The organism is Pseudomonas sp. 14P_8.1_Bac3 (assembly GCF_025466085.1).
In the GTDB taxonomy this organism is placed as follows: domain Bacteria; phylum Pseudomonadota; class Gammaproteobacteria; order Pseudomonadales; family Pseudomonadaceae; genus Aquipseudomonas.
This window is the reverse complement of the sequence record NZ_JANLOD010000064.1, coordinates 35,813-54,946: the sequence shown is the minus strand read 5'-3', so window position 1 is coordinate 54,946 and position 19,134 is coordinate 35,813. Positions and strand designations below refer to the sequence as shown.

At 59.6% G+C, this 19,134-nt stretch carries 16 protein-coding genes; 13 read left to right on the top strand and 3 right to left on the bottom strand.

Annotated elements, in window-relative coordinates; genetic code table 11:
- Positions 1 to 85: 85 nt before the first annotated feature.
- Positions 86 to 604, bottom strand: a complete 519-nt coding sequence (locus NTD84_RS20030; RefSeq protein ID WP_262168979.1) for a DUF962 domain-containing protein — start codon at positions 602 to 604, stop codon at positions 86 to 88.
- Positions 605 to 688: 84 nt separating this feature from the next.
- On the opposite strand from NTD84_RS20030, the gene NTD84_RS20025 reads away from it, so the two are divergent.
- Complete coding sequence (locus tag NTD84_RS20025) at positions 689 to 1,375, top strand: Crp/Fnr family transcriptional regulator (RefSeq protein WP_262168976.1); 687 nt, start codon at positions 689 to 691, stop codon at positions 1,373 to 1,375.
- An 87-nt stretch (positions 1,376 to 1,462) separates the two neighbouring features.
- Positions 1,463 to 1,828 carry a response regulator gene (locus tag NTD84_RS20020; protein ID WP_262168973.1) on the top strand — a complete coding sequence of 122 codons (366 nt, stop codon included), beginning with the start codon at positions 1,463 to 1,465 and terminating at the stop codon, positions 1,826 to 1,828.
- Positions 1,829 to 2,016: 188 nt separating this feature from the next.
- On the opposite strand, the gene NTD84_RS20015 is transcribed toward NTD84_RS20020, so the two are convergent.
- The gene (locus NTD84_RS20015; protein ID WP_262168971.1) at positions 2,017 to 3,021 is read right to left on the bottom strand and encodes an AraC family transcriptional regulator; all 1,005 of its coding nucleotides are present in this window, start codon (positions 3,019 to 3,021) and stop codon (positions 2,017 to 2,019) included.
- Between the two features lie 100 nt (positions 3,022 to 3,121).
- Here NTD84_RS20015 and NTD84_RS20010 point away from each other — a divergent pair, with 100 nt between their 5' ends.
- The 11 genes from NTD84_RS20010 to NTD84_RS19960 all read left to right on the top strand — a co-directional run bounded on the left by NTD84_RS20010 (position 3,122) and on the right by NTD84_RS19960 (position 17,901).
- Positions 3,122 to 4,195, top strand: a complete 1,074-nt coding sequence (locus NTD84_RS20010; RefSeq protein WP_262168969.1) for a fatty acid desaturase — start codon at positions 3,122 to 3,124, stop codon at positions 4,193 to 4,195.
- 448 nt (positions 4,196 to 4,643) lie between these two features.
- Positions 4,644 to 5,225, top strand: coding sequence for an alpha/beta hydrolase (locus tag NTD84_RS20005; RefSeq protein WP_262168966.1), 582 nt, complete (start codon positions 4,644 to 4,646; stop codon positions 5,223 to 5,225).
- A 59-nt stretch (positions 5,226 to 5,284) separates the two neighbouring features.
- On the top strand, positions 5,285 to 6,211 hold the full coding sequence (locus NTD84_RS20000; RefSeq protein ID WP_262168963.1) for a sigma 54-interacting transcriptional regulator: 927 nt from the start codon (positions 5,285 to 5,287) through the stop codon (positions 6,209 to 6,211).
- A gap of 201 nt (positions 6,212 to 6,412) precedes the next feature.
- Positions 6,413 to 7,459, top strand: coding sequence for a hypothetical protein (locus NTD84_RS19995; RefSeq protein WP_262168961.1), 1,047 nt, complete (start codon positions 6,413 to 6,415; stop codon positions 7,457 to 7,459).
- Positions 7,460 to 7,496: 37 nt separating this feature from the next.
- Positions 7,497 to 12,215 (top strand): RHS repeat domain-containing protein, encoded by a 4,719-nt coding sequence (locus NTD84_RS19990; protein WP_262168958.1) that lies wholly within the window; start codon positions 7,497 to 7,499, stop codon positions 12,213 to 12,215.
- Positions 12,216 to 12,387: 172 nt separating this feature from the next.
- A complete protein-coding gene (locus tag NTD84_RS19985) occupies positions 12,388 to 13,170 on the top strand; it encodes a MetQ/NlpA family ABC transporter substrate-binding protein (protein WP_262168956.1) in 783 nt (260 codons plus the stop codon).
- A gap of 557 nt (positions 13,171 to 13,727) precedes the next feature.
- The gene (locus tag NTD84_RS19980; protein ID WP_008148239.1) at positions 13,728 to 14,393 is read left to right on the top strand and encodes an amino acid ABC transporter permease; all 666 of its coding nucleotides are present in this window, start codon (positions 13,728 to 13,730) and stop codon (positions 14,391 to 14,393) included.
- Complete coding sequence (locus NTD84_RS19975) at positions 14,374 to 15,033, top strand: amino acid ABC transporter permease (protein ID WP_262168952.1); 660 nt, start codon at positions 14,374 to 14,376, stop codon at positions 15,031 to 15,033. Before NTD84_RS19980 ends, NTD84_RS19975 begins: the two co-directional genes overlap by 20 nt.
- On the top strand, positions 15,030 to 15,812 hold the full coding sequence (locus NTD84_RS19970) for an amino acid ABC transporter ATP-binding protein (protein ID WP_262168951.1): 783 nt from the start codon (positions 15,030 to 15,032) through the stop codon (positions 15,810 to 15,812). Before NTD84_RS19975 ends, NTD84_RS19970 begins: the two co-directional genes overlap by 4 nt.
- The gene (locus NTD84_RS19965) at positions 15,809 to 16,690 is read left to right on the top strand and encodes a transporter substrate-binding domain-containing protein (protein WP_262168949.1); all 882 of its coding nucleotides are present in this window, start codon (positions 15,809 to 15,811) and stop codon (positions 16,688 to 16,690) included. Before NTD84_RS19970 ends, NTD84_RS19965 begins: the two co-directional genes overlap by 4 nt.
- Before the next feature lie 101 nt (positions 16,691 to 16,791).
- Positions 16,792 to 17,901, top strand: coding sequence for an RHS repeat-associated core domain-containing protein (locus NTD84_RS19960; RefSeq protein ID WP_262168946.1), 1,110 nt, complete (start codon positions 16,792 to 16,794; stop codon positions 17,899 to 17,901).
- Between the two features lie 20 nt (positions 17,902 to 17,921).
- On the opposite strand, the gene NTD84_RS19955 is transcribed toward NTD84_RS19960, so the two are convergent.
- Positions 17,922 to 19,082: an AAA family ATPase gene (locus NTD84_RS19955; protein ID WP_262168944.1), complete on the bottom strand. Its 1,161-nt coding sequence runs from the start codon at positions 19,080 to 19,082 to the stop codon at positions 17,922 to 17,924.
- Positions 19,083 to 19,134: the final 52 nt, after the last annotated feature.

Below are 19,134 nucleotides of genomic sequence, written 5' to 3'. Positions count from 1 at the left end.
CCCGCTCCCACAGTGAACAGTGTCGTGCACATAATGTGTGATCGACCAGATCCACTGTGGGAGCGGGCTTGCCCGCGAAAGCGATCTACGCTGCGGCGCGATTCGGATTGACCCGCACCCCACCCGCTCGCGCTTCGATCTGCTCTTTCAACTCCCCGCGCATCCCCAGCAAAAACGCCAGCTCCGCCACCACGAACAACGGCCCGACGATCAACCCGGTCACGTCATCGACAAACGCCGGCTTGCGGCCTTCGTAGTGATGACCGACAAACTGGATCGCCCAGCCGATCACAAACATCCCGATGCCGCTCGCCAGCCATACCAGCGTGCTTTGCTGCGCCAATACCTGACCAGCCCAAACGCACAGGCCGAGCAATACCGTCATCAACAGCCCGAGGCGCAATTCCAGGCGCAGGTAGAACCAGGCCGATGCCAGGGAGACCAGCACCGCCGGCGACAGCCAGCCACCGCTCCATTGCGGCCGCGACAGCAGCACCGCCACCGCCACCACAATCAGCGGAATACCGATAAAGTGGCTGGCGATATTGCGTGGGTCACGGTGGTAGGCGGCGTATTGACTGAGATGGTCAACGAGGCTTTTCATTGTTATTCCTCCTGTAGGGTGATTGATCATGCCCCGGGTTCACCTTTTGCTCTGTCAGCCAGGCGACAATTTCCAGGAGTTTCGATGGACATGCAGGTTTGGCGTTCGCGACTGATGACGGGGCAATGGTTCAGTCATTTATCGACCTCTTTTCAGAATAGTCTGCTGGCCGCCGCCAAGGTGCGGCGTCTGTCGTCGGGGCAGCGCCTGTTCAAGCGCGGCGATCCGCCCTGCGGCCTGTACGCGGTGCTCGAAGGGGCGGTGCGCATCGGCGCGGTGAGCGAGCAGGGCAAGGAGGCGCTGCTGAGCCTGGTGGAGTCGCCGCATTGGTTCGGCGAAATCTGCCTGTTCGACGGTCAGCCGCGAACCCACGATGCGTTCGGGCTGGGTCAGTGCGTGCTGTTGCACATTCCGCAAACCGCGCTGTTGGCGCTGCTGGATGAACAACCGCTGTACTGGCGGCAGCTGGCGCTGCTGATGAGTCAGAAGCTACGGCTGACCTTCATCAACCTTGAGCAGTTGAGCCTGATGCCGGCGCCGGCACGTTTGGCCCATCGCCTGCTGCTGATTGCGGCGGGTTACGGTGAGCTCGAGCCACCCCGGCGTTCGCTGCAACTGCCCCAGGACCAGTTGGCGTCGATGCTGTCGCTGTCGCGCCAGACCACCAACCAGATCCTCAAGGACTTGCAGGGCCAGGGGATCCTGGACCTGAAGTATGGCGAGATCGAAATTCTCGATGCCGAGCGGCTGCGGGCGTTGGCCACGTTGTAACCGCTCCCACAGGGAATAAGTTGCAGTTTGTGATGGGCAATCGAGCCGAAGGCGCCTAGCCTGTGTGGACGACAATCGAGGTGTGCCATGCGTGTGCTGTTAGTGGAAGATGAACCGGAAACCGCCAAGCTCCTGGCCAACGGCCTGAGCGAGGCAAGTTTTACGGTCGATGTGGCGCTCAATGGCATGGACGGCCGTCGCTTCATTGAGTCGGGTGAATACCAGTTGATCATCCTCGATGTGATGCTGCCGGGGCTCAACGGCTGGCAGTTGCAGCAACAGATCCGCAAGCTTGGCGAGACGCCGGTGCTGTTCCTGACCACCAGGGACGGCATCGAAGATCGCCTGCGCGGGTTGGAGTTGCATGAGGATGATTACCTGCTCAAGCCGTTTGCCGTAAGTGAGCTGGTGGCGCGGGTGCGCAAGTTGTTGCGGCGGGATCGGGGGCGCTGAGATTTTTGCGGCGCCTGAACCGCCGACCTGCTCGCGATACAGGTGGCACATTCAACATTGATGGCGACGGATACACCGCTATCGCCAGCATGCTGGCTCCTACAGGGGCCGTGATGTGGCTCTAATTCCCTGTGGGAGCGGGCTTGCCCGCGAAGGGGCCGGCTCAGGCACCGCATCTTTTCGACCTGTCACCGCAACCCATCCCGAAACTGCCCCGGCGTCATCCCCGTCCAGCGTTTGAACGCGCGGCTGAAGCTGCTGGTGTCGGCAAATCCGAGCAGATAACTGATCTCGCTCAACGAGCATTGCGGATCACGCAGGTGCAGCAGCGCCAGGTTTTCGCGGCTTTCATTGAGCAGCGTATCGAACCGGCAACCCTCATCCGCCAGATGCCGTTGCAGGCTGCGCAAGCTCAGGTGCAAAGCCTGGGCGATGTGCTCGGCGCTGGGCTCGCCTTCGGGTAATTGCTCTTCGATGGCATCGCGGACCTTGCGCTCCCAGGTCAGCGGTTTGAGTTGCGCCAAGGTCCGTTTGAGCACGGTTTCGTTGTGTTCGGCCAGTTCCGGATTGGCATCGTCCAGGTGACTGTCGAAATCCACCAGGGAAAACTCCAGCCGGTCTTCGTCAGCGGAAAAATGCACCGGCGCACGGAACACTTTATGCCACTGGTGCGCGTCCGCCGGTTCCGGGCGGCGCAGGTACACCGCCAGCGGCGCGTAGTCACGGCCGAGGCGATTGCGGCAGGTGCGCACGTAAATCGCGGTGAAGGCATCGATGGCTTCGAACGCCGGCGCCGGATTGCCTGGCGGGATTTTCAGGCGGAAGCGGTAGCGATCCTCGGCGCGGGTCAGTTCCAGCTCCAGTGCATTACTCACCACCTGGTGATAACGCACGATGCGCTCGAACACCTCGCGCAAACTGCCGCTGGCCACCAGCGCGTAACCGAGCGCATGAAAGGTGGTCGGGCTGACGAACCGTGACACACGCAAGCCGATCGCCGGGTCGCCGCTGACCAGCACGGCGATTTCCCACAGGCGCGTGGTGCCGGACAACGGGTAACGGGCGTTCGGGTCGTCCATCAATAGCGGGTCGAGCCCCGCCTGCTGACACAGGGCGGTGCTGTCGAGGCCCAGCGCATCGAGTTGTTTGCGCAGGGCGCGGGTCCAGCTGGCTAGGGAGGTCGGTTCAGTCATGCTGATTGGCGCTTCCGGTCAACAGGTTGGCGTCCACGGCTACCGCGTCGCGAGGGTTCGCAAGGCAGGATGCAGACATCAATAACCAGAGGATGGAAGCATGGAAGGTACTTCTGCAAGTCCCCAGCGACTGAATGCAGCCCAACGATCAGCACATATTCGCGAAGTGGTGTTGGCCAGAGGCGTCGAACTGCGTCAACGCTACCCGATTCTCAATCATCAGGACGCCTTGGGTGTGGGCATTCTGGCCTTCGCCCTTGCCGGCATGCTCGGTTCTGCGGCGCTTTACCTGACCGGGCACATGGCCTGGTGGGCGTGCCTGCTGCTCAATGCGTTCTTCGCCTCGCTGACCCACGAGCTGGAGCACGACCTGATTCATAGCATGTATTTCCGCAAACAACGGGTGCCGCACAACCTGATGATGGGCCTGGTATGGCTGGCGCGGCCCAGCACGATCAACCCCTGGATCCGTCGGCATCTGCACCTCAACCACCACAAGGTTTCCGGCACCGAAACCGACATGGAAGAACGGGCGATCACCAATGGCGAGCCTTGGGGTTTCGCGCGCTTGCTGATGGTGGGCGACAACGTGATGTCGGCCTTCATCCGCATGCTGCGGGCCAAGACCTGGACTCATAAATTCAGCATCATCAAGCGCACGCTGAAGGTCTATGCCCCGCTCGCATTGGTGCATTGGGGCGCGTGGTATCTGTTCCTAGGCTTTCACGCCGCCAACGGTGTCGCGCATCTGCTGGGGGCTTCGATTGAATGGTCGGCGACCACGCTTTCGGTCATGCAGGTGATCGATATCGCGGCCGTGGTGATCATCGGCCCGAACGTGTTGCGCACCTTCTGCCTGCACTTCGTCAGTTCGAACATGCATTACTACGGCGACGTCGAGCCGGGCAACGTGATCCAGCAAACCCAGGTGCTGAACCCGTGGTGGATGTGGCCGATGCAGGCGTTCTGCTTCAACTTCGGCAGCAGCCACGGCATTCATCACTTCGTGGTGAAGGAGCCGTTCTACATCCGTCAGTTGACCGTGCCGGTGGCGCATAAAGTGATGCGCGAGATGGGCGTGCGTTTCAATGATTTCGGCACGTTTACCCGGGCCAACCGCTTTGTTCGCCGGGACGCCGCCGAAGCGCAGGAGGCGCGTGCGGCTCAGGCTTGATCGATGCACCCGGAAACTCAAAAGGCTGGTCATCAATTTGACCCAATGCCGCGTTAAGTTGAAATCCAGAGTGAGAACGGCTTATGCGATCAAGGTCTAATAAAGTAATTAAATATTCCTTTATCAGATAACCGTTTCAGCCAATTATCGCGCTACAGATTTTTGAGTTTCCGGGGCCGTCTCCTTGGCAGGGTGCGGCCCCTTTTTTATCTCCGGCAAAAACCACCCCCCCTGTAGGAGCGAGCTTGCTCGCGATAAACGTAAGAACGCCGCGGAAGTCAGGGATCCAGCGTTATCGTTGACGACCCTCGCGAGCAAGCTCGCTCCTACAGGTTCCTTAATGCGCATATACGATATTGGTCTTAATAAATAGCTTCTTATTCCTTAACGGATATAACTCTCCTCCCTATACTCGTGCAGGAACAGACACGCAGCAGGAGAGCTCCCCATGCGCAACGAATCAATCCGCTACCTGATTGTGCCGGGCTGGCAAGGATCGCCAGATGATCATTGGCAAACCCATTGGCAGAACAGCCTGCCGAACAGCGCGCGGGTGGAACAGGCCGACTGGCTGACGCCGCGTCGTGAAGACTGGGTGGCGGCGCTGGCCGAGGCGATTGCCGCTGACAGCACACCGGTGATCCTGATCGCTCATAGCCTCGGTTGCATCACCGTTGCCCATTGGGCGGCTACCGCTCCGCTGGAGTTTCTGCGTCAGGTGCGCGGTGCGTTGCTGGTCGCACCCGCGGACGTCGAGCGCCCGGCCTGCGCGCCGGCATTGCGTAATTTTGCGCCGATTCCGACTCATCTCTTGCCGTTCCCGAGTCAGGTGGTCAGCTCCGACAACGACAGTGCCGTGAGTGCGCCGCGGGCACTCGAACTGGCGCGTCACTGGGGCGCCGAGGCGGGCATTCTGTCGGGTGCCGGGCACATCAACGTGAAGTCCGGTCATCAGCGTTGGGAGCAGGGTTTTGCTTATCTGTATCGCCTGCAAAACCGCATGGAACATCACGCCTTGCGCCGCGCTTGAGCCTTTTCCTTTTTTAAACACGGCCCCCGCCCATCGGCGCTGTGGGCCGGGAGTCTGCCATGAGTTTTGAAGCCTTCGGTCAGCCGCTGCTGACCTTCCCCGACGCCGACAAAAGTCCCCTGAGCATCCGCGCCAAGGCGCTGGTGTTCGTCGACCCGCGCTCGCGCCAGTTGCGCGAGGAGCTGGAGCAACTCGCACCGCGTTCGATCTCGGTGTTGATCCGCGGTGAAACCGGCAGCGGCAAGGAACTGCTGGCGCGGCACATCCACCGCGCCAGCGACCGCGGCGGGTTGTTCGTGTCGGTCAATTGCGGAGCGATCAGCCCGACGTACGCTGACGCCGAATTGTTCGGCTATGCGGCCGGGAGTTACACCGGGTCGGCCAGCAGTCGCGCCGGCTGGTTCGGTTCGGCCAATGGCGGCACCCTGTATCTGGACGAGATCGGCGACTTGCCTCTGCCGATCCAGATCAAGCTGCTCGCCGCACTGGAAAACCACGAAGTGACCCGCGTCGGCGCCCATCAACCGAGCCCGGTGGACGTGCGGCTGGTCGCCGCAACCAGCATCGATCTGGCCCAGGCGGTGGCTGCCGGAAAATTTCATGAGCGGCTCTATCACTACCTCAGCGAAGGCCAGCTTGAACTACCGGCGTTGCGTGAACGGGTCGGCGACATCCTTTCATTGTCCGAATACTTCCTCGGTATCTACAGCCAGCGCCTCGACCTGCCCGTGCCGCTGATCAGCGATGCGGCGCAGCACTTGCTGGAACAGCACAGCTGGCCGGGCAACACCCGGGAGCTGGAGAATGTCATTCACTTCGCGTTGCTGGTGAGTACCGGCGACGAGATTCTGCCGGAGCATTTGAATCTGCCTGCGATCCAGCCGTCCGCATCAGTGATACAGCGATGGCTGGAGCAACTTGTTCAACAAGGCGATATCACCGAACTCAAAGCGATGAAACACTATTTTGCAAGCTTGAATATATAACGAACTTATAAGCAGTAAAAAGCCCAGGTCACCATCCGTTACTTGGGCTTTTTGTTGTCTGCGCCGATATGTCTTGAAAATCTTGTAATGCGGTCGTAACACTTTTCCGTGCATTGACCGAAGGTGTCCAGGCGTATGCTTTTTACTCCCTGGATACATCGATATCCGTCACTATTCATCTTTATGCGGGAAAGTTCGTCCATGATCTTTACTGAAAATGATGCCGCCATGGCGCCAGGCATCGACACTGAAATAAACGGGTTTGAGGCTGTCGACAACCTATATAGAACTGCCACTGCAGGTATTGCGCCGTTATCCGATGCACAAGCTGAAGTATCAAGTTGGGTGGGCATTAACCGACTCCAGATATTTTCGGCCTGGGGCGGAAATGTCATTTACGCCAACGGGTCTCAACAACTGAAACTGATCGTCGTCATACAAGTGGCCGGTGCCAGAGCCAAAGCGGCAGATATTACTCAAGGTGAACTGGACAGCGTTCGTCTGCTGGACGCGAATTCCGGCAAGGCCCTGCCAATAGATATTATTCGGGATGGCGATGCGCCAGGCTGGAAATGCATGCTCGAACGTCAAGCGAAATTCGAGCCTTTCCCTTACGCGGGCGAGGTGCGCGGGCCTTTAACCACCGGTGAGCATGTTTTTCTGAAGGAGTTCTTTGTCAGTAGCAACACCTCAGAGCCGATCAAGCTGATGGCGGACATTACCCGTGCGGATGGCACGGTGTTCCCGAGTAACGAAAGGTCGCTGTATGGCAGTATCACCCTGAGCACCGTCTCCCCTCCTGCTTATCGAAAAGAGCACTACCGACTTAAACGATTGTCCACCAGCCGGCAAGCGACTGAACATGTTGCCAAAGTTGATCGCTATATTCTGGATCTGGTGTCGGATCAGCGTCATATCAAGTTCGTCGATTGCAGTCTCTCCGCAATCTTGCAGGCTCGCAGTGATAATTCGGATTATCTGGGCTATTACGCCCTTGGTTACTTTAACGGGCACAAAGCCAACCACTGGCAAGGAACATCGTGGGAAACGGCTGATAACTATGCGCTCAGCAATGAAGAGCCAGGCAAAGTGGTGTTGCTGATGCACTTCGCCAGGAAGGGTGGGCACTCACAGGTTCGATATGATCGTTTAATGGCGAGGATATTCGTTCGTGATATGTACGGCAATAAACACGAACTCGATGTGGCAATGAACGCTGCTAATCCCTCGCTGATTGAAATTATTTAATGACACCTGCCATCAAGGAATGATGATGAGTAAAGCCGTGCAAACATTAGAGTCGGGTGCTTTTAATTTTTCCGAGTTTATCCAGTCCGGTGTAGATGTCCGCACCGGGACTTATAGCACCAGCCTCAGTCTGGCGGGATGGATGGCCAACAATGGTGACGGTCCGGCCATACCCCTGAACATGTCATTCGACTGTTTCCGCACAACGGACATCGGCTGGGGCACCGGCTGGTCGTTGGGACTGAGTTCCTACGACCAGAAAACCCACAGGCTCACCCTGGCCAGCGGGGTTTCCTATCGCGTCTACATCGACAAGGGCAAGGTGATCGTCCGGGACAAAAAACTGCAGAACACCTGGGTGACACTTGACGGGGACAATCTGATCGTCAGCCATAAAAACGGCATGGTCGAAGTGCTGTCCCGACCCGATCACACCTACGACGAATGGCTCCCTGAGCGCGTGTATTCCAATGAAGGACGCTCGGTCAGTCTGATCTACGATCTGGTGCGTGGCCGTCGGTTATTGAAGGAAATTCGCGATCGCCAGCATCGGGCAGTGCTTCTGGAATATGAAACGTCCGACAGCCCCCCCAGCATTACCCTATGGCCGGATCACCCGCAGAGACGTCTGACATTCATCCTCTGGCTGCGTGATGGGTGGCTACGTCAGATCACCCTTGATTACGGTGCCGCCACTGACCTGGTGTGGTCGTTCGATTACCAGTCGCTCAACGATTTCGTGGTCATGACCGAAGCCCGCTCGCCTGGCGGCTGCGTCGAAAGGCTCGAGTACACCTCTCAAGGGCATCGTTTGCCGCTGGGAGCACCGGTCGAATCGATACCCACCGTCCTGCGCAGCGTCCTGATACCCGGTAAGGGATTACCCGCGATTACCCGTGCTTACCGGTATTCGGAAAAAAACTTTCTTGGCTATGATTCCGGCCTCGGCTGGACCCCGGAAGGCGACCTGCTGGCTGCGGCGACCGAGCCTTACGCTTACACCTGTATCGAGCGCCTGGTGCAGCTGGTGAAAGGCAAGTATGTCGAGCAAAGTCGTATCGAAAGAACGTACAACCGCTTTCATCTGATGACCGCGGAGAAGCAGATCAGCGGGACCCGGATCCAGGAAACCACGGTCACGTATCACGATGTTGACGGCCTGGATTTCGCCGGTCAGCCGGCCAATTTTCAGATGCAGAAAAAGTCTGTCGTCAGTTACGTCGACACCGCGACGAAGGTCCCGGCCAGAATCGAAACCACCCACACGAGCTACGATGACTCCGGCAATCTTCTGGTTCAGATCAACCCGAGTGGTGCGCGGGAAGACTATGTGTATTACCCGGCGGAGGGCGCCAACGGTTGCCCGGCCAACCCGCTGGGTTTCAAGACGGCACTGAAAGCGCGAACGGTGACGCCCTCGCCCGGTTTTGCGCCGGCGCCGACGGTCAGTGCGCGTTTTACCTACGTCGACTTGCCATCGTTACGCGCGAACGGCCATCGTTTTCTGTTGCCCAGGAGTGAGCAACTGTATGAGGGCGACAACGAGGAGCCGTGCCTGGATACCCAATTCGACTACATCGACGACGTCAGCGATGCGTTTTATGGGCGCATCAAAAAACGCTGGGTAGCGGAGCACGAAGAAGAGCGCAGCCTCGAGTTCGACTATTCGATTGATGGCGAATGGGTGAAAACCCTTCAGACATTGCTGGTAGCGGGCCACCGCCATGAACGCGAAATCTGGCACGACCGGCTGACCGGGCTCGAAGTCAAGGTGCGCGATGGCGCCGGCAATGAGCTGGTGAAGGTCCATGACCGGCTGAACCGTGTGGTCAGGGAAACGTCAGGCTTTAACCGGAGGCCGGGCGCCGACGAGACGCCAAACCCGTCGCGTACCACCGATTTTCTGACGGACAGCCTGGGTGGCCCGAGCATCGAGGTCACCAGCATACGGGGCGCGTTGACTAAAACCTGGGTGGACGGGTTGGGGCAAACCCTCAAGGTCGAGGTTCAGGATGTCGACTCGTCAGGCAAGCACATGCGCCTGGTCTATGAGGCCGAATACGATCATGCCGGCCGGCTGCTGAGCGAAATCAGGCTGGACTGGATCGGTGAAACATCCACCGCCTCAACCACCACCTACCGCTATGACGAGTGGGGGCGGGTGTGCGAAACGGTAGGCCCTGACGGCGTCGCCAGGAATGACGTGTTTGACCCGGTTGCAATGACGCGCACCTGCTGGATCGACGGCGCTGGCAAAACCCGGTCGGTGTTGAATACGTTCGGTAAGCCGGTTCGGGAAGAGCGTCTCGAAATCGTTGATTCCGAAGAGGTCTGCACGATCACCGCGACTTTTTCCTACGACGGCCTGGGGCGCTGCGTGGAGCAAACCAACGAGGCCGGTTTCGCAACGCTGTACCGCTATGACCTTTTCGGGCGCCTGATCGAGACAGTACTGGCGGACGGCACGTCGCTAAAAAAAAAGTACAACCCCCTGAGTACGGGGGACCATCCGACTGAAATAACCGCCAATGACTACGTACTGGGCACCCGGACTTACGACGGTTTGCTGCGTGTCACCAGCACAACGGTAGGGGGTAGAACCGAAACAAAAAAGTATGAAGGCGGGTTCGCGCAAGCGACGGGGCTGGTGACTGCCGCGGGTGATCCTTTCAACTTCACCCTCGACCCGCGGCTGAACGGGGCGGTGACGGCGCGCACGGGCGGCGGCCATGCTCAATCGGCCCGATTCCGCTTTGATCCCCTGACTGCCCGACTCGAAGAAACGTCGAGCCCGGCCATCCAGCGCCGGGTTGAATACGCCCGGTCCGGCAAAGTGACGTCTGAGCGGTGGGTCTCCAGCGAGGGTAGTTTCAGCACGGCCATCAGCCGCTCGCTGCAGGGCTTGCCGGTCCGCTTCACTGACGTCAACGGCATGCTCACCCGCTACGAGCATGACGCTGCCGCCCGCCCTGTGCACATTCAGCAGGGCGCGGTTTCAGCGAAATTCAGCTACGGATCTCAGGGCCAGCTGCACACTTTCAGCGTCGAGGATACGCATTCGCGGCGCTCGCTGACGACGACCCTGACCCACGATGCGTTCGGTCGCGAAATCAAGCGGGTTTCCGAGTTCGGCGATGGGGCTCGTCTGGAGATTCGCCAGGCATTCGGTGCCGACGACAAACTGCAAAAGCGCTCGACGGTGTCCGGTAACGCCTCACGCACCGAGACGTTTACCTACGATTCCCGCGGGCGTTTGCAGCGTTATGACTGTGCAGGCACGCAGGCCCCGATCGATGCCTGGGGCAAACCCATTACGTTTCAGGAGTACACCTACGACTACCTCGATAACCTGTTGACGGTTTTCACAGGTTTCGAGGGGGGAGACAACCTGTGCACGTTCTCCTACGAGCGTGCCGATAAAACCCAGGTGAGCTCACTGAAGCACAGCCATGCCGACTATCAACCTGCGCAGGTGAATTTCAGTTATGACGCCAACGGCAATCTGCTCAACGACGATCAAGGACGCGTTTTCAGATTTGACCCTCTGAGCCGTCTGGAGCGTGTGACCGGCGCTGGCGGCGATACGCACTATCAGTTCGACGCCGAAGACCAGCTGCACGCAGTGGCGCCCGGGTCGGGAGCGCTGATCAGGCTTTTCTTTAACGAACAGGCCCTGTGCAGCGAAGTCGAAGGCCAGCAGCGGCGGAGTCTGTTGGCGAGGGGCGGCGCGACGCTGGCTGAACAGCAGGGCAACGACGTCGTGCTGTTCGTGACGGACGGCCAGGGCACTGCCCTGACGCGCCTGGGAACCGGGGACGAAGGGTTTTTGTCCCATGCGCCCTACGGTGATCGCCCCGCATCCAGCGGGCTGGGCAGCCTGCTGGGATTTCAGGGCGAGCGGCTGGACCTGGCAACCGGGTGTTATCTGCTCGGCAGGGGTTACCGCGCCTACAACCCTCGTTTGATGCGGTTTCACAGCCCCGACAGCTGGAGTCCGTTCGACGGTGGCGGCATCAATGCCTACGCCTATTGCCTGGGCGATCCGGTCAATCTCAAGGATCCCACCGGGCATATTTCGACGTTGGGCTGGGTCAAGATTGGCGTGACGGCCGTCCTGGCCGCCGCCGCGATTGCGTTGACAGTGGTCACCCTGGGAGGTGCGGCGCCGTTGGTGCCGATATCCGCCAGCGCCTACGCCTGGCTGGCGCTGGAGGTTATTTCCGCCACGGTTTCAATTTCCTCGGCGGTGGTCGATGAGTTGGCGCCGGACAGCGTGGGCGCTCAGGTCCTGACGTACTCGTCGCTGGCACTGAGTGCGGTTTCGCTGGGCGCCACGGGGCTTGCGAAGTTCGGCAGTCGAGGCATTGGCCTGGCGGTGAAGAATAGCGTCGCCTCCTTGGAGTCCGTGGCGGTTGCACAGCGCGGGGCCGCGCGCGTGGCAGTGGGGCGGTGTCTGTACGGCGCGGCTTCGACGGCCAATGAGGCGGCGCGACAGGCGCTCCAGTTGCAGGGCCGTCTCAATCACGTGCTCACGGCAAAAGCGATCGGCAGCGGAATCAGCGCGAGCGCTACAACAGCGTTCGTGATTGCTAATTCGGAAAAATACGCCATCAAAACCGACGCCTTTCTGGAGGAATACTTACCGTCGTGGGTCCCGCGATGGAGTCTCCAGGACCTGCGATCCGGCGTGGTGGACGGCCTTGAGTCGTTCACGCAGGAGATCAGCGATCAGATCGTAAAGCTGCGCACGGAGTGAACGGTCGCCACCGATCTGTATGCTTAAAATGGAATATCAACGTGAATAAAAGTTATTGTTCGGGAATAAAAAATCCCGGTATTGTCCGCGTCACGCCAGCGATAGCACTTCACTGGCACTCGTACTCAAAGCCGTCGTCGATGACGATCGTGATTTTCGATAAGGACACTGCATGAAAAAGGTTCTGTTGTTCACCGCACTGGCGGCTGCCCTGACCGCGGGCCTGGCCCACGCTGGCGAAAAACTGGTGGTTGCGGCGACCCCGGTCCCACACGCCGAGATTCTCGAGCTGATCAAGCCGACCCTGGCCAAAGAAGGCGTGGACCTGGAAATCAAAGTCTTCACCGACTACGTTCAGCCGAACGTGCAGGTTGATCAGAAACGTCTGGACGCCAACTACTTCCAGACCCTGCCGTACCTGAAAAACTTCAACGAAGGCAAAGGCACGAACCTGGTCACCGTGATCGGCGTCCACGTCGAACCGTTCGGTGGCTATTCGAAGAAGTACAAGAAACTGGCTGATCTGCCAAACGGCGCAACCATCGCCCTGCCAAACGAAGGCAGCAACAGCGGTCGCGCTTTGCTTCTGCTGCAGAAGGCTGGCCTGATCGAGTTGAAAGACCCGAAAAACGCCTTGGCCACTCCGAAAGACATCGCCAAGAACCCGCACAACTTCAAGTTCAAGGAACTGGAATCGGCCATGCTGCCGCGTGTTCTGGACCAGGTCGACCTGGACCTGATCAACACCAACTACGCGCTGGAAGCGGGTCTGAACCCGGCCAAAGACGCATTGGTGATCGAAGGCGCGGATTCGCCTTACGTGAACTTCCTGGTGGCCCGTCCGGACAACAAGGACAGCGTCGCCATTCAGAAACTGGCCAAGGCATTGACCAGTCCTGAAGTGAAAGCATTCATCGAGAAGAAGTACAGCGGCGCGGTACTGCCGGCGTTCTGATTCGACGCAGCAACAGCCCCTTCAAGTTTGAACGCCGACGGCTAACAGCAGCGTCGGCGTTTTTTGTGCCTGCGCACTTCTTTCTGTGGAAGCGAGCCTGCTCGCGATAGCGGTGTGTCCGTCACACAGAGGTTGTCTGACGCGCCGCCATCGCGAGCAGGCTCGCTCCCACAGGGGTGCGTCAGGCCACCCTGGCCTTCAACGCCCTGCGCAACGCCACCAGCAGTTTCAGAATGTCTCGCGGATCCAGTCGCTGCGGTGCTTTTACGTTAGCCATGTGCTCTTCCTTGTGATGGTTCGGCCGGGAGTCTGGCCAAAAGCTGTGCGTCCTTGGAGGTCTGTTTCAAAAAAAAGATCCTTCCTACGGCGCAAAGGAAAATAGTCGTATGACTGCTTCTCGGCAAACTCACGAGATAGTGTTTTGCGTGATATCAATATGCTTTAACGGTATTTAAATTTCGGTTCTTATGCCTTTAAAGTCACTGCCTGCCGGGTGGTTATCCACTGCCCATGGGACTGCACCACCGTCGCTTACCGAGCGGCGTCCGGGATGTTCAATGAACTTCGATTACGCTTTTATCCTCAGCACCCTGCCGGCGTTTCTCAAGGCGGTGGGCGTGACGCTGCAGGTGGGTTTTATCGCCATCGGCACCTCGTTGCTGGTGGCGCTGATCAACGCGACGATCCTGGTGTTCCGCACGCCTTACCTGCAACGCCTGGTCGGGTTGTACGTCGAGCTGGCGCGGAATACGCCGTTGCTCATTCAGCTGTTCTTCGTCTACTTCGCGTTGCCCGCGCTGGGCATCAAGGTCTCGGGGTTTGCCGCCGCGATCATCACCATGACGTTCCTCGGCGGTGCGTATCTCACCGAAGTGCTGCGTGCCGGGGTGGACGCGGTGCCTCAGGCGCAACTGGAATCCGGTCGCTCCATCGGCTTGTCCCACGGGCAATTGCTGCGCTACGTGATCCTGCCGCAAGCCGGCATCCTCAGCCTGCCGTCGCTGTTCGCCAATTTCATTTTCCTGCTCAAGGAGACCACCGTGGTCTCGGCCGTGGCGGTGCCGGAGATTCTCTACACCACCAAAAGCTACATCGCGCTGTACTACAAGACTTACGAAATGCTCGCCGTGCTGACGCTGATCTGCGTGCTGCTGTTCCTGCCGCTGTCACTGCTGCTCAGCCGTCTGGAAAGGAGGCTCCAGCATGGCCAGTTCGGGTCTTGAATTGCTCTGGGTGTCGTTGCCGCAATTGGGCAAGGGCGCTGCGCAAACCCTGTCGATCTCATTCCTGAGTATCGCCATCAGCACCGTCGGCGGCGTGCTTTACGGCGTGTTGCGCACGCTGAATTCGAAGTGGCTGAACGCGATCTTGCGGGTGTACCTGGAACTGTTCCGGGCGATTCCGGTGCTGGTCTGGTTGTACCTGCTGTTCTTCGGGTTGCCGATTTTCTTTGGCCTGAGCATTCCGAGTTTCTGGTGCGCGGTGCTGGTGCTGTCGTTGTGGGGCGCCAGCGAAGTCGGCGAAGTGGTGCGCGGTGCGTTGCATTCGTTGCCACGCGGGCAACGTGAGGCGGGGTTGTCGATCGGCCTGAACGGCGCGCAACTCTACGGCTACGTGTTGCTGCCCCAAGCGCTGAAACGCATGACGCCGCCGACCATCAACGTCTACACGCGCATCATCAAGACCAGCTCGCTGGCGGTGCTGATCGGTGTGGTGGACGTGATCAAGGTCGGCCAGCAGATCATCGAGCGTACCTACGAATCGGTGCTGATCTACGGCGCGCTGTTCCTGTTTTTCTTTTTCATCTGCTACCCGCTGTCGGCCGCCTCGCGCGTGCTCGAGCGGCGCTGGACACAAGCATGAGCGCTCTGATCGAGTTCAACGGTTTCAATAAGTTTTTCGGCGAGCAGCAGGTGCTGAACGGCATCGACCTGCACGTGAAACCGGGCGAAGTGATCGTCGTCCTCGGCCCCAGCGGCTGCGGCAAAAGTACCTTGCTGCGCTGCCTTAACGGCCTGGAAGTTGCCCACAGCGGCAGCCTGAAATTCGCCGGCCGCGAGTTGCTGGACAAGGCCACCGACTGGCGCGAAGTACGGCAGCAGATCGGCATGGTGTTCCAGAGTTATCACCTGTTCCCGCACATGAGCGTGCTCGACAATCTGCTGCTCGGCCCGGTCAAGGTGCAGAAACGTGAGCGCAGTGACGCCCTCGCTCAAGCCGAAGCCCTGCTGGCGCGCGTGGGCCTGCTGGACAAGCGCGATGCCTTTCCCCGTGAGCTCTCCGGTGGCCAACAGCAACGCATCGCCATCGTCCGTTCGCTGTGCATGAACCCCAAGGTCATGTTGTTCGATGAAGTCACCGCCGCCCTTGATCCGGAAATGGTCAAGGAGGTGCTGGAGGTCATCCAGGGCCTGGCCCGTGAAGGCATGACGCTGCTGATCGTCACCCACGAAATGGCCTTCGCCCGTGCCGTGGCTGACCGCATCGTGTTCATGGATGCCGGGCGAATCCTTGAACAAAACCCTCCCGAGATTTTCTTTACGAACCCGCAAACCGCACGAGCGCAGCAGTTCCTGGAGAAGTTCTCCTACGTCGCCGCACTACCCAAAACGACTCAAACAAAGGAACTGGAACTGCCATGAAAACTGCCAAGTCTTCCCTCTTGCTCCTCCCGCTGCTCGGCCTGGCGCTGTTGGCCGGCTGCAACAAAACCGAAGAACCGCCGAAGCCGAAAGTCGCCAGCGAGAGTACCGCGCCGGCCGGCTACCTCGACAAGATCAAGGCGCGGGACAAATTGATCGTCGGCGTCTTCACCGACAAGCCGCCGTTTGGTTTCGTCAATGAAGCGGGGCGCTACGTCGGTTTCGATACCGACATTGGCCGTCGATTCGCCAAGGATCTGCTCGGCGATGAAAACAAGGTCGAGTTCGTTGCGGTGGAACCGGCGAGCCGGATTCCGTTCCTGCAAAGCGACAAGGTCGACCTGATCCTCGCCAACATGACCGTGACCCCGGAGCGCAAGGAGGCCGTGGAATTCACCAACCCGAACTTGAAGGTCGCGGTGCAGGCATTGGTGCCACAAGCCAGCGACGTGAAAAACCTCGATGACCTGGCGACCCGCACTACTATCGTCACCACCGGTACCACGGCGGACATCTGGCTGACCAAAAATCACCCGGACTGGAAACTGCTCAAGTTCGAGAAAAATTCCGAATCCCTGCAAGCCCTGGCCAACGGCCGTGGCGATGCCTATGCCCAGGACAATCTGGTGTTGTTCAGTTGGGCCAAGCAGAACCCCGGCTACCGCGTGCTGGCCCAGACCCTGGGCGCCGAAGCACCGATCGCTCCGGCGGTGAAGAAGGGCAATATCGAACTGCGTGACTGGGTGAACGTTGAATTGGCAAAGCTGGGTGAAGAGAAGTACCTGCTCAAGCTGTACGACCAGTACGTACGCAAGGAACTGAGCGATGACACCAAGCCTGAGAGCGTGATTGTCGAAGGCGGGAAGTGGCAGGGTTGAGTCAGTGACGGATCGCTGAAGCCATTGGCCACCTAGCAGTTCTGCCAGGTGCCCAATCTTCTGATATCGGTGCAAGCTTTGCATTGGATCGGGAGGCTCTCATGGCGACTTCACACGCAAAGCTGTGCCAGTACCGGTATGACGCGTTGGATCTGCTGGTCGGCCTCGAACCGGCCAGCAGGTCCCCGTTGCAACGGTTTTATCGTCATCAGCACCTGGTGACGGAAATGCAAGGGCAGGCCAGCGAGGCCGTTTTTCGGCAAGGCGATCATCTGCTGGCCCTGCAATCGAATTCAGGCGACCGTCTCAAGAGCCGACTGCTGTGCACGGATCAGCAGCGTTCGCTTTTGCAACTGAGCGACCCTTTCTCGTCACGGGTTTCCACGCCCTATGGTCATGACCGCGCCGACAGCCTGCTGGGCTATACCGGTGAGCGTCGTGATCCGGTCACCGGGCATTACCTGCTGGGGAACGGCCATCGGGCATTCAACCCGGTACTGATGCGTTTCAACGGTCCCGACCGCTTGAGCCCTTTTGGCCGGGGCGGGTTGAATCCTTACGCGTATTGTCTGGGGGATCCGGTGAATTTCACTGATCCGTCGGGAGAGTTTGTCGATGCTCTCGTACGGTTCTTGCCGAGTATTTTCAGTGTTTCGAGCGCTCGTATCGTCATGGAGCCGGCGGTCCCTTTTGGTTTGGCCAAGAACGCCATGCAATGGGGGGCGGCAGGGCATCTACCGGCCAAGTACACAGTGGGTGCCATGGGTTCGACCTTTGCCGGGGTCACGACGATGCTGGCGGCACTCACCGGGGTCGGCAGTGCGGTGGCAGCCATCAAACAGGACACCGGGGCCGCCGCCGCTCTGGGTTTCGTTGCGCTTGGGTTGGGGGCGATGACGTTGGCGGGACGGGTGGGGTCTGGATGGGCGGCCCGTGATCCCAAGACTATCCCTGAGTTGAAGCGCTTCGTGGCGGAGCGAAAATCACGGGTGGCGAGGTCTTCACTTGCTTTGGACCTGAGTTCTGGCTCTCGTCGACCTACCGCGCCGCCTCTGACACCCAACACCCTTGAACCAACGGCACCACCTCTGACGCCAGATGCAATGAGCGAGCCCGGTGCGAGCCGAGCGCTCGGCTTCTTGAACGAGCAGATCGACAGGCAGCTTTGGGTTAGCAAAAATGCCAAGAACATTCGCCGTCATTCCCGATAAAGCAATTTGGGGCCGGGTGCTTAATCCGGCCAATACCACGCCGGCTCATCGAGCACCCGCTGCCCGACAATCCCGGTCTGGCCCAGATTCTTCTCCAGCACGATGCAATTGCATTCCGGGTCTTCCTGCAACGCCGAGATCAGTCGGCGAGCATGGGACACCACCCACACCTGGCATTGCTCCGACACCCGGATGATCAGGCGCGCCAAGGCCGGCAACAGGTCTGGGTGCAGGCTGGTTTCCGGCTCGTTCAGCACCATCAGCGACGGTGGACGCGGCGTCAACAGGGCCGCCACCAGCAGCAAGTAGCGGAACGTGCCGTCGGACAACTCCGCCGCCGACAACGGCCGCAGCAACCCTTCTTGATAAAACTCGATGGCGAAGCGTCCACCCTGCAGCGGCTCGATGTTTAGCCGCGCACCGGGAAATGCATCGCTGATGGCGGCCTGCAGCGTCTCGGGGTCGCCGATTTCACGAATGGTCTGCAACGCCGCGGCGAGGTCGCGGCCATCGTGATGCAAAATCGGTGTGCGCGTGCCCAGCTGGGGCTGGCGTGCCGGCGCGTCGGCGTCGCTGCGAAAGTGATCGTAGAAGCGCCAGCGGCGAATGAATTCGCGCAACTGCAAGACTTCCGGAGAGGCATGAAGACTGCCGACTTGATCGAACAGACTGTCGAAGATCGGCGTGTGCTGGGCCAGTACGTCCCAGCGGCGACCGTTGCGGGCACGAATCATCGGGCCGTCGCGATCCACCAGCAGGCTGGCCGGCCGATAGAGCGGCCCGGACCAGATGCATTCCTTCTTGATTTCCGGGTCGAGGGAAAACGCGGAAAGACTGGGGGTCGGCAAGCCCAGCGCGATCGCGTAGCTAAAATCTTCGCCGGCGAACCCCAGGCGCAAGCGTTTGACGCCCTGGCGCACGGTCGCCTGGATTGGCGCTTCGCCGTTTTTCATGCGCCGGGTGATCTGCTCTGGCCCCGCCCAGAAGGTCGAATCCAGTCCGCCCTCGCGCGCCAGCGCATTCACCACGCCACCCTGGGCGGTTTCCGCGAGCAGGCGCAGCGCGCGGTAGAGGTTGGATTTGCCGCTGCCGTTGGGTCCGGTGATCAGGTTCAGGCGGCCCAGTGGAATCACCAGTTTGTTGATCGAGCGGTAATTGGCTACCGCAAGGGTCTTGAGCATGGGAAGCATCCTGCTGCGCTGCGTGGTCCGCCAGTTTGCCCTATTGTCCCCA